Source organism: Luteimonas sp. 8-5, assembly GCF_029763755.1.
Taxonomy (GTDB): domain Bacteria; phylum Pseudomonadota; class Gammaproteobacteria; order Xanthomonadales; family Xanthomonadaceae; genus Cognatiluteimonas.
The window spans coordinates 20,206-30,779 of record NZ_JARUVM010000053.1 but is presented as its reverse complement, the minus strand read 5'-3'; the positions used below and the strand labels follow the sequence as shown (position 1 = coordinate 30,779).

13 protein-coding genes, 1 tRNA gene and 1 pseudogene are annotated in these 10,574 nt (G+C 69.2%); 3 read left to right on the top strand and 12 right to left on the bottom strand.

Annotated features, from left to right (window positions below; all coding sequences use genetic code 11):
- The 5 genes and pseudogenes from QAA18_RS07400 to rplM form a co-directional block, all read right to left on the bottom strand.
- Positions 1–333: pseudogene (locus tag QAA18_RS07400) on the bottom strand (FAA hydrolase family protein); the annotation flags it as partial.
- Between the two features lie 13 nt (positions 334–346).
- Positions 347–1,123, bottom strand: a complete 777-nt coding sequence (locus tag QAA18_RS07395) for a 2OG-Fe dioxygenase family protein (protein ID WP_279412253.1) — start codon at positions 1,121–1,123, stop codon at positions 347–349.
- Positions 1,124–1,205: 82 nt separating this feature from the next.
- A tRNA-Gln gene (locus QAA18_RS07390) sits at positions 1,206–1,280 on the bottom strand.
- Positions 1,281–1,328: 48 nt separating this feature from the next.
- On the bottom strand, positions 1,329–1,721 hold the full coding sequence (gene rpsI / locus QAA18_RS07385; protein WP_279412251.1) for a 30S ribosomal protein S9: 393 nt from the start codon (positions 1,719–1,721) through the stop codon (positions 1,329–1,331).
- A 10-nt stretch (positions 1,722–1,731) separates the two neighbouring features.
- A complete protein-coding gene (gene rplM, locus QAA18_RS07380; RefSeq protein WP_279412250.1) occupies positions 1,732–2,175 on the bottom strand; it encodes a 50S ribosomal protein L13 in 444 nt (147 codons plus the stop codon).
- Between the two features lie 149 nt (positions 2,176–2,324).
- On the opposite strand from rplM, the gene coq7 reads away from it, so the two are divergent.
- Complete coding sequence (gene coq7 / locus QAA18_RS07375) at positions 2,325–2,963, top strand: 2-polyprenyl-3-methyl-6-methoxy-1,4-benzoquinone monooxygenase (RefSeq protein WP_279412249.1); 639 nt, start codon at positions 2,325–2,327, stop codon at positions 2,961–2,963.
- A gap of 4 nt (positions 2,964–2,967) precedes the next feature.
- Here coq7 and speD read toward each other — a convergent pair whose 3' ends face one another.
- Entirely contained in the window at positions 2,968–3,759 is a 792-nt protein-coding gene (speD, locus tag QAA18_RS07370; protein ID WP_279412255.1) for an adenosylmethionine decarboxylase, read from the bottom strand.
- A gap of 143 nt (positions 3,760–3,902) precedes the next feature.
- Between speD and crp the strand changes: the two genes are divergently transcribed.
- Positions 3,903–4,586, top strand: coding sequence for a cAMP-activated global transcriptional regulator CRP (gene crp / locus QAA18_RS07365; RefSeq protein ID WP_279412247.1), 684 nt, complete (start codon positions 3,903–3,905; stop codon positions 4,584–4,586).
- A gap of 3 nt (positions 4,587–4,589) precedes the next feature.
- On the top strand, positions 4,590–5,051 hold the full coding sequence (locus tag QAA18_RS07360; protein ID WP_279412246.1) for a GNAT family N-acetyltransferase: 462 nt from the start codon (positions 4,590–4,592) through the stop codon (positions 5,049–5,051).
- 35 nt (positions 5,052–5,086) lie between these two features.
- Here the strand turns inward: QAA18_RS07360 and QAA18_RS07355 are convergent, their stop codons facing one another.
- The 6 genes from QAA18_RS07355 to rpe all read right to left on the bottom strand — a co-directional run bounded on the left by QAA18_RS07355 (position 5,087) and on the right by rpe (position 10,499).
- Complete coding sequence (locus QAA18_RS07355) at positions 5,087–5,791, bottom strand: haloacid dehalogenase-like hydrolase (protein WP_279412244.1); 705 nt, start codon at positions 5,789–5,791, stop codon at positions 5,087–5,089.
- Entirely contained in the window at positions 5,788–6,579 is a 792-nt protein-coding gene (trpC, locus tag QAA18_RS07350) for an indole-3-glycerol phosphate synthase TrpC (RefSeq protein WP_279412242.1), read from the bottom strand. Before trpC ends, QAA18_RS07355 begins: the two co-directional genes overlap by 4 nt.
- Positions 6,576–7,616 (bottom strand): anthranilate phosphoribosyltransferase, encoded by a 1,041-nt coding sequence (gene trpD, locus QAA18_RS07345; RefSeq protein WP_279412241.1) that lies wholly within the window; start codon positions 7,614–7,616, stop codon positions 6,576–6,578. The genes trpC and trpD overlap by 4 nt, the downstream gene beginning before the upstream one ends.
- Complete coding sequence (locus tag QAA18_RS07340) at positions 7,613–8,197, bottom strand: aminodeoxychorismate/anthranilate synthase component II (RefSeq protein ID WP_279412239.1); 585 nt, start codon at positions 8,195–8,197, stop codon at positions 7,613–7,615. Before QAA18_RS07340 ends, trpD begins: the two co-directional genes overlap by 4 nt.
- A gap of 1 nt (position 8,198) precedes the next feature.
- On the bottom strand, positions 8,199–9,686 hold the full coding sequence (gene trpE, locus QAA18_RS07335) for an anthranilate synthase component I (RefSeq protein ID WP_279412238.1): 1,488 nt from the start codon (positions 9,684–9,686) through the stop codon (positions 8,199–8,201).
- Positions 9,687–9,827: 141 nt separating this feature from the next.
- Positions 9,828–10,499, bottom strand: a complete 672-nt coding sequence (gene rpe, locus QAA18_RS07330; protein ID WP_279412237.1) for a ribulose-phosphate 3-epimerase — start codon at positions 10,497–10,499, stop codon at positions 9,828–9,830.
- Positions 10,500–10,574 lie beyond the last annotated feature (75 nt).

The window sequence follows — 10,574 nt, the reverse complement described above, 5'->3', positions numbered from 1 at the left end:
CGGATCGGTGTAGAAGCTCTGCGGCACCTCGGCGCCACGCGCGCGGCGCACGCGCTCCACGTGCGGCAGGTAGGCGCTGCCGTCGACGAACTCGTAGGCGCGCGGCAGCGGCGCGGCCAGCGCCTGCATGTCCAGGTCGAAGGTGCCGTCGGCGCTGCCGTCGTCGAGGGCGGCCGACAGGGCCGCCAGCCGCGGCGCCAGGTTGGACCAGTCCTCCAGCGCGCGCTGCAGGGTGGGTGCGATGCCGGTGGCGCGCACCGCGCGGGTCAGGTCGCGCGAAACGACGACGAGGGTGCCATCGCGCCCTCCTTCCTTGAGACTGCCGAGCTTCATCAGGTTCCTCCGTTCAGCCGGCGATTGTAGCGTCCTCGCCCTGGAACCCGCCCGCGCGGTAGGTCAGGACCAGGGTATCGCGGTGGCCGGGCATGCCCGGACCGTCCGGCGCCACCGCCTGTACTGGCTGGATGGGCGTGGACTCGTGGATCACGCGGGCATCGTCGAGCAGCAGCATCGACCACGACTCGTCCAGGGTGAAACGCTGGCCGTCCGGGCCATCGGCCGCGAACACCCGGGTTTCGCCGCCGAGGATGCCGCAACGATCCACCCACAGCACCGCCACGAAGTCGACGCCGTCGCGATGCGCTCCCTCGGGTGTCGGCCGGCCGATGCCTTCGCCGGTGTCGATGCGGAACTGGTGCGCCTCGACGAACCAGCGGTCCACTTCGCGCACCTGCGAGAACAGGCGTGCCAGCGATTCGATCAATCGCGGCCAGGCCGGTTGCGCCAGCGTGCCGGGCTCGATCGGCTCGAACCAGCGGTGCATGCCGCCGTGCAGCGCGTTGTATTCCAGCGACTGCCAGTGCGCGCGGTGCGGGGCCAGGGCCAGGCCGTCGGGGTCGACCACGAAGCATGAATGGCGGCGGCGGCGGTAACGCCCGCCGTCCTTGAGGTAGTGGTCCTCGACCAGGTCGTCCCAGGCCGGGCGCAGGGCATGCAGGGCGGGCAGCTCCACACCGCACAGCGCGGCTACCGCCGACGGCGGGAGCACCGCGTATCCGCGCCCCTTGAGTTGCGACAGCAGCGCGGCGGGCGGCGTGTAAGGCGGCGGAAGCGTCCTGGCCATCCCCCATTGTAGGAGCGTGCCTGGCGCGCGAACACGCGCGCAACAAAAAACCCGCCATTGGGGGCGGGTTTTTCGTCGTAGCTGGCAGCCCCGGATGGATTCGAACCACCGAATGCCTGAGTCAGAGTCAGGTGCCTTACCGCTTGGCGACGGGGCTATGAAGCTGGATTGTAGCGCCGGAGCCGTGCTCCGGCGAACACATCGATTAACGCTTGGAGAACTGCGTGGCGCGGCGGGCCTTGTGCAGGCCGACCTTCTTGCGCTCGACTTCGCGGGCGTCGCGGGTCATCAGCCCGGCCTTGCGCAGCTCGGCCTTCAGGGTCTCGTCGTACTCGACCAGCGCGCGGGCGATGCCCAGGCGGATCGCGCCGGCCTGGCCGGTGGTGCCACCGCCCTCGACCGTGACCTTGACGTCGAACTTGTCGGTCGACTGGGTCAGCTCCAGCGGCTGGCGCACGATCATGCGCGCGGTCTCGCGGCCGAAGAAGTCCTCGATCGAGCGATCGTTGATGGTGATGTTGCCGCTGCCCTTGCGCAGGAAAACGCGCGCGGTGGACGACTTGCGACGGCCGGTGCCGTAATTCTGGGTGGTTGCCATGGTTTCTACCTTAGATCTCGAGCGGCTGCGGCTGCTGGGCGGCGTGCGGGTGTTCGGCACCCTTGTAGACCTTGAGCTTGCGGTACATCGCGCGGCCGAGCGGGTTCTTCGGCAGCATGCCCTTGACCGCGATCTCGATCACGCGCTCCGGGTGGCGCTCCAGCGCCTGGGCGAGGTTCTCCGACTTCAGGTTGCCGACGTAACCGGTGAACCGGTGGTACATCTTGTCCTGCAGCTTCTTGCCGGTCACGGCGACCTTCTCGGCGTTGATCACGATCAGGTAATCGCCGGTGTCGACGTGGGGGGTGAACACGGGCTTGTGCTTGCCGCGCAGGCGGCGTGCAAGCTCGGAGGCGAGGCGGCCCAGGGTCTTGCCCTCGGCATCGACGACGTACCAGTCTCGCTGGACGGTCTCGGCCTTTGCCGAATATGTCTTGGCGCTGAAAGTCTTCATGGCGGTTCTGCTATGGGTACCTTGTCGGGCTGGTTGCCACGGCAGGTGCCGGCGCAACTTCACCACGCGTTGTGGGAACACAAGAGCGGGAATGATACGGGGCCGGGGGCCGCGGTGCAAGCCGCCGGCCGGCGCCGCATAATCGGGCCATGGAACGCTCCCTGACCCCGATGGACCGCCTCCTGGCCGACGCCCAGAACGCGCTGGACACCGTCTTCGGCGCCGCGCGCGCGGAGCGGCCCAACCCGGCCGCCGGCGAGCCGGAGGTGGTGCTCGACGAGGCCGGCCGCCGCCACGCCGCCGGGCTGATGCGCATCAACCACGTCGGCGAGGTCTGCGCCCAGGCGCTCTACGTGGGCCAGGCCGCGGTCGCCCGCGACCAGGCCACTCGCCGCCACCTGCTCGAGGCGGCCCAGGAAGAGACCGACCACCTGGCCTGGTGCGCCGACCGCCTGCGCGAACTCGACAGCCGGCCCAGCCTGCTCAACCCGCTGTGGTACGCCGGCAGCTACGCCATCGGCGCGCTCGCCGGCCTGCGTGGCGACGGCTGGAACCTGGGCTTCGTGGTCGAGACCGAGCGCCAGGTCGAGGCGCACCTCGACGAACACCTGCGCGACCTGCCGGAGGCCGACCTGCGCAGCCGCGCGATCCTGGAGGTGATGAAGGCCGACGAGGCCCGCCACGCCGCCAATGCCGAACAGGCCGGCGCGCGCGTGCTGCCGCCGCCGATCCCGACGCTGATGGCGGGGGCTTCGGCGCTGATGAAGAAGGTCGCCTACAGGGTGTAGGGCTTTACTCGACCAGGTTGCGGCCGTGGTAGAGCTCTTCGATCTCGCGCTTGAGCCGCGCCTCGATCTTCATCCGCTCCTTGAACGACAGGTTGCGGGCGCGCTCCTCGAACAGGTAGTTGTCGAGATCGAAGTCCTTCAGGTGCATCTTCGTGTGGAAGATGTTTTCCTGGTAGACGTTGACGTCGAGCATCTCGTAGCGCGAGCGAATGTTCTTGGCCAGGTAGTCCTGGATCGAATTGATCTTGTGGTCGATGTAGTGCTTGCGGCCCTTGATGTCGCGGGTGAAGCCGCGCACGCGGTAGTCCATCACCACGATGTCGGATTCCAGCGACTCGATCAGGTAGTTCAACGCCTTCAGCGGCGAGATCACGCCGCAGGTGGCCACGTCGATGTCGGCGCGGAAGGTCGCGATGCCGTTGTCCGGGTGGGTTTCCGGATAGGTGTGGACGGTGATGTGCGACTTGTCCAGGTGCGCGACCACGGCGTCGGAGATCACCCCCTTGGCCTGGGACTTGTCGATCACCGGCTCCTCGGAGATCAGGATCGTCACCGAGGCGCCCTGGGGGTCGTAGTCCTGGCGGGCCACGTTGAGCACGTTCGCGCCGATGATGTCGGCCACGTCGGTGAGGATCTGGGTCAGCCGGTCGGCGTTGTATTCCTCGTCGATGTACTCGATGTAGCGCTGGCGCTGCTCCTCGGACACGGCGTAGCAGACGTCGTAGATATTGAACGACAGCGCCTTGGTCAGGTTGTTGAATCCCTGCAGTTTGAGGCGCGGCAGAGGCTTGACCAGGGGCATCGGCGTTCCGGGTTGCGACAAGGGCGCAAATTATGCGGCAAATCGCCCGGGATCGCGAAAAAGACCCGGTGTTTGCCGGAACGCCTGCAACGCACTACCCTGCGGCATTGCCTCCGTCCAACGGACCGGACCTGCCTATGTCCCCCGCCCTGCACGGTCTCCAGCGCCGGCCCAACCGCAACCCCCTGGCCCCCGACTCGGACGCGATCGAGCGTTTCCTGGGCTACTGCAACCGGCGCCGCTACCCGCCCCGGACCGAGGTGTTCCGCCCCGGCGACCCGGCGGGCACCCTGTATTACATGGTCACCGGCTCGACCAGCATCATCACCGAGGAAGACGACGGCCGCGAGCTGGTCCTGGGCTACTTCGGCCCCGGCGAGTTCGTCGGCGAGATGGGCCTTTTCATCGAGAGCGACCGGCGCGAGGTGATCTTGCGCACGCGCGTGCCCTGCGAACTGGCGGAAATCGCCTACGACAAGCTGTACCAGCTGTTCGCCGGCCCGCTGGCGGCCGACGCGCCCAAGCTGCTCTGGTCGATCGGCGCGCAGCTGTCGCGGCGCCTGCTCGACACCAGCCGCAAGGCCGGCCGCCTGGCCTTCCTCGACGTCACCGACCGCATCGTCCGCACGCTCCACGACCTGACCCGCGAGCCGGAGGCGATGAGCCATCCGCAGGGCACGCAGCTGCGGGTCTCGCGCCAGGAGCTGGCGCGCCTGACCGGCTGCTCGCGCGAGATGGCCGGGCGGGTGCTGAAGAAGCTCGAGGCCGACGGCCTGCTGCACGCCAAGGGCAAGACCCTGGTCCTGTACGGCACCCGCTGAGCGATGGAGACCGTCGCCACCCGCGCCGCAGGCACCACCCGGGTGCGGCCGGCGGCGGTCGGCGACGCCAGCGACGTGGCCCGGCTGCTCGGGCTGCTGGGCTATCCCTGTTCCGACACCGAGGCGGCCGAGCGCATCGCCCACGTCATTGCCGACCGCCGCCAGCACCTCCTGCTGGCCGAGGTCGACGGCGAGGCCTGCGGCCTGGTCGCGCTCTACACCCTGTATTCGATCGCCCATGGCGCGGAACTGGCGCGCATCACCGCCCTGGTGGTCGCACCGGAGCAGAGCCGGCTGGGGATCGGCCGGGCGCTGCTGCGCGAAGTCGAGCTGCTGTCGCGCCGCCACGGCATCCACCGCATCGAAGTGACCAGCAATGCGCGGCGGGTCGAAGCGCATGCGTTCTATCGGAACTGCGGCTACAACGACGATTCGCGCCGCTTCGTGAAGATGCTCTGTGACTAGCCGGCTTTGTGACTAGCCGGCCCTGCGACTGAACTTCAGCCCCGCTCGCCGCCGCGCGACGCGCAACCCCAGTTCAGGATCGGCGTCCCCGGCGGCAGCACGCGCCGGAACATCGGTATGCGCGCGGGCTTCGGGTTGACCACCACCGGCTTCTCCGCCGCCTGCAGCAGGGGCAGGTCGGCGGCGCTGTCCGAATAGGCGATGGCGATGCGGTCGTAGCCGTGGTCCCAGATCATGCGCATCTTGTTGGCCGCGTGGCAGTGCTCGGCCGTGACGTAGCCGCCGAGGAAGCGCTTGCCCAGGCTGCCGATCACCGGCAGGTCCTCGTGCGCGACGAAATCCAGGATCGCGCGTGCCAGTTCCGGCGGCGCGCCGGTGGCGATAAGCACGCGGTCGCCGTCGACGCGATGGCGGTGCAGTACCGTCAGCGCGGGCGTCAGCAGGCGTCCGCGGATCGACGCGGCGTTGGCCTGCACGTAGGCGTCGATCAGCTTGTCGATGTCGCGTTCGGCACCGACCGTGCCGATCCACAGGAATCCGGAAATGCCGCGGCGCCGGGTTGGCAGCCAGGCCACCAGCGGCAACAACAGCGGCGCGGCAAGCAGGGCGAGCAGCTTGCGCCAGGCGCTGCGCTTGATCAGCCAGGAGACGAAATGCGCGCCGGAATCACCGTCGTACAGGGTGTGGTCGAAATCGAACACCACCAGCGGGCGGTAGGGGAGCGGGGTTTCGGCAGTCATGGCGCGAAGAATAACCGGCGCAACGCCTGTCCCGGATCCGGTTCGCGCATGAAGGCTTCGCCGACCAGGAAGGCTCCGACGCCGGCGGCGCGCATCTTCGCCACGTCCGCGGCGCCGAGGATGCCGCTTTCGGTGACCAGCACGCGGTCGCCCGGCACCTGGTCGCGCAGCGCGAGCGTGGTATCCAGCGACACCTCGAAGCTGCGCAGGTCGCGGTTGTTGATGCCCAGCAGGCGCCCGGGGACCCGCAACGCACGCTGCAGTTCCTCCGCGTCGTGCACTTCCAGCAGTACGTCCATGCCCAGGTCGCCGGCCAGCGACGCCAGCGCGGCAAGGCGCGCGTCGTCCAGCGCCGCGACGATCAACAGGATGCAGTCGGCGCCGAGGGTGCGCGCCTCGACCACCTGGTAGGGGTCGATGGTGAAATCCTTGCGCAGCACCGGCAGCGCGCAAGCGGCGCGCGCCTGCTGCAGGAACGCATCACTGCCCTGGAAGAAGTCGACGTCGGTCAGCACCGACAGGCAGGCCGCGCCGCCGGCCTCGTAGGCGCGGGCGATGGACGCCGGGTCGAAGTCCGCGCGGATCACGCCCCTGGACGGGCTCGCCTTCTTCACCTCGGCGATGACTGCCGGCTCGCCCGCGGCCATCCGCGCCTGGATCGCGTCGGCGAAGCCGCGCGCCGGGGGCATGGCTCCGGCCAGGCGCTCGAGTTCGCGCAGCGGCATCCGGGCGCTGCGTTCGGCGACCTCTTCGGCCTTGCGCCGGAGAATGCGCTGCAGTACGGTCATGCCGGCGCTCCGCCGAATTGCCGCGTAGTGGCCACGAACTCGTCGAGCTTTGCCCGGGCCCCGCCGCTGGCGATGGCCGCGCGCGCGCGCGCGATGCCGTCGGCGATCGAGTCAGCCACGCCGGAGGCGTACAGCGCGGCACCGGCGTTCAGTGCGACGATTTCCAGCGGCAGGCCGGGCTCACCGTCGAGCGCCCCCAGCAACATCGCCCGCGACTCCTCCGGGCCCGCGACCTGCAGGTTGCGCGTATGCGCCATGGCGATGCCGAAGTCCTCCGGATGCACGTCGTATTCGCGGACCACGCCGTCGCGCAGTTCGCCGACCATGGTCGCCGCGCCCAGCGACAGCTCGTCCATGCCGTCGCGGCCCCAGACCACCAGGGCGCGCTCGGCCCCGAGTTCCTGCAGCACGCGGACCTGGATGCCCACCAGGTCGGGGTGGAACACGCCCATCAGGATGTTGGGCGCGCCGGCGGGATTGGTCAGCGGCCCGAGGATGTTGAACAGCGTGCGCACGCCCAGCTCCCTGCGCACCGGCGCCACCACCTTCATCGCGGGATGGTGGACGGGCGCGAACATGAAGCCGACGCCGGTCGATTCGATGCAGCGCGCGACCTGATCCGGCTGCAGATCGATCGTGGCACCGAGCGCCTCGAGCACATCGGCCGCACCGGACTTCGAGGACACGCTGCGATTGCCGTGCTTGGCCACGCGGGCTCCAGCGGCCGCGGCGACGAAGCTCGATGCGGTGGAGATGTTGAAGGTGTGCGCGCCGTCGCCGCCGGTACCGACGATGTCCACCAGGTGGGTGCGATCGGCCACCGCCACCGGCCGGGCGAACTCGCGCAGCACCTCGGCCGCCGCCGCGATCTCGCCCACGGTTTCCTTCTTCACCCGCAAGCCGGTGAGGATCGCGGCGGTGATGGCCGGCGGCACCTCGCCGCGCATCACCATGCGCATCAGGTCGACCATCTCGTCGTGGAAGATCTCGCGGTGCTCGATGGTGCGCTGCAGGGCTTCCTGCGGGGTAATCGTCATGGTCGTCTTTCCAGGAAATTTTTCAGCAGCGCGTGCCCGTGCTCGGTCAGGATCGACTCCGGATGGAACTGCACGCCCTCCACCGGATGCTCGCGATGGCGCAGCCCCATCACCTCCTCGATGCTGCCGTCCTCGTTCTCTGTCCATGCGGTCACTTCCAGGCACCCGGGCAGCGCGTCCTTGTCCACCACCAGCGAGTGGTAGCGCGTGGCTTCGTAGCCATCGGGCAGGCCGGCGAACACGCCCTGGCCGCGATGGCGGATGGGCGAGGTCTTGCCGTGCATGATCCGGCCGGCACGGATTACCTTGCCGCCGTACACCTGGCCGATGGCCTGGTGGCCCAGGCACACGCCCAGGACGGGGATGCGCGGCCCGAGCTCGCGGACGACGTCCATCGAAACCCCCGCTTCGTTCGGCGTGCAGGGACCGGGCGAGATCACGATCCTTTCCGGCGCCAGCTTCGCGATCGCCGCAACGTCCAGCGCATCGTTGCGCACCACCTCGACCTCCGCCCCCAGCGCCTGCAGGTACTGCACGAGGTTGAAGGTGAAGCTGTCGTAGTTGTCGATCATCAGCAACATCTCACAATCCCTTCGCCGCTTCGGCCACCGCGCGGAACAGCGCGCGGCCCTGGTTCATGGTTTCTTCCCACTCCGCCGCCGGGTCCGCGTCGTGGACGATGCCGGCGCCGGCCTGCACGTGCAGCATGCCGTCCTGGATCACGGCGGTGCGGATCGCGATGGCGGTGTCGGCGTCGCCGTGCCAGCCGATGTAGCCGATCGCACCGGCGTAGACGTTGCGCTTGATCGGCTCCAGCTCGCCGATGATCTCCAGCGCGCGGATCTTGGGCGCGCCGCTCACGGTGCCGGCCGGGAAGGTGGCACGCAGCACGTCGGCGTAGGACAGGCCCGGTTTCAGCGTGCCGGTGACCTCGCTGACGATGTGCATGACGTGGCTGTAGCGCTCGATCCCGAACTGCTCGCCGACTTCCACCGTGCCGCCCTCGGCGACCCGGCCCACGTCGTTGCGGCCCAGGTCGATCAGCATCAGGTGCTCGGCGCGCTCCTTCGGGTCCGCCAGCAGTTCGGCTTCCAGCGCGCTGTCCTCGGCGGCCGTGGCACCGCGCCGGCGCGTGCCGGCGATCGGCCGCACCGTCACCGTCGCCTTGCCGTCGGCGTCGTGCTGCAGGCGCGCGAGGATTTCGGGCGAGCTGCCGACCACCTGCATTTCGCCGATGTCCAGGAAGTACATGTACGGCGACGGATTCAGCGCGCGCAACGCGCGGTAGACGTCGATCGGGCGCGCGTTGAACGGCACCGACAGGCGCTGCGACAAAACCACCTGGAACACGTCGCCGGCGGCGATGTACTCCTTGGCCTTCGACACCGCCTCGATGAAGCCCTCGCGGCTGAACCCGGAGACGAAGTGCGCTTCGTCCAGCACCTGCGGCTGCTGCAACTGCGGATAGCCGGCGCCGCCGTGGCGCAGGCGGTGGCTGAGCTCGTCCAGGCGGCGGTTGGCGCGCGCCATCGCCTGCGGCTCGGACGGATCGGCATGCACGATCAGGTACAGCCGGCCCTTGAGGTTGTCGAACACCGCGATCTCGGTGCTGAGCATCAGCAGGATGTCGGGCGTGCCGAGCTCGTCCTCCTTCGCCGCGCCGCCGCGCAGCCGCGGCTCAAAGTACTGCACGCATTCGAAGCCGAACCAGCCGACCAGGCCGCCGGTGAAGCCGGGCAAGCCCTCGATGCGCGGCACCGAGTGCGCGGCGCGCAGGCGCTCGACCTCGGCGAACGGATCGTCGACCTCGCGCGCCTCGACCAGCTCGCCGTGCTCGGTGACGTACAGGGTGTGGCCGGCGAACGCATACACGCGCCGCGCGGGCAGGCCGATGATCGAGTAACGCCCGAAGCGCTCCCCGCCCTCGACCGATTCGAACAGGTAGGTATGCGGGCCGTCGGCCAGCTTCAGGTACACCGACAGCGGCGTGTCGAGGTCGGACAGGACCTCGCGCACGACGGGAACGAGTTCGGCGGTGTGGCTAGAGCTGTGGCTGGAGCGGGTACTCACGCAGGACTTCCTTCGACAGGCAGGCAGGGGCGACGGCAACGGTGGCGGCAGGCCACCATCGCCAGCCCTGCGGGGCCATGGACGAAGGAGTCGGGGCGCGGAAGCTCATGGGCCGACTCTAGCAGGGCCCGCGACGGCGGGCTAGCGGACCGCGGCGACCGCGGCCTTCATCGCCGCGACCACCGCCCGGTAGTCGGGCTGGCCGAAGATCGCGCTGCCGGCCACGAAGGTGTCGGCGCCGGCGGCGGCGATGTCGCCGATGTTGTCCGGCTTGACCCCGCCGTCGACTTCCAGCCGGATCGGCTTGCCGCTGCGGTCGATCATTTCCCGCACCTTGCGCAGCTTGTCCAGGGTGGACGGGATGAACGACTGGCCGCCGAAACCGGGATTGACCGACATCAGCAGCACGTGGTCCAGGTCCTCCAGCACCCAGTCGAGCACGTCCACCGGCGTGGCCGGGTTGAGCACCAGGCCCACCCGGCATCCGCCGGCCTTGATCAGCTGGATGCTGCGGTGGACGTGGCGGGACGCCTCCGGGTGGAAGCTGATCTCGGTGGCCCCGGCCCGGGCGAAATCGGGGATGATCCGGTCCACCGGCTCGACCATCAGGTGCACGTCGATCGGGGCGGTCACGCCATGCTTGCGCAGCGCCTCGCACACCATCGGCCCGATGGTCAGGTTGGGCACGTAGTGGTTGTCCATCACGTCGAAATGGACCCAGTCGGCGCCGGCGGCCAGCACCTGGTCGACCTCCTCGCCCAGCCGGGCGAAGTCCGCGGAAAGGATGGACGGGGCGATGACGGTCGGCTGCATGGGCCCAGTGTACCCGGTGCCACCGATACGCCGGCAAAAAGCCCTACACTGGTCGGCCCGCTGCCCACAGGGAGC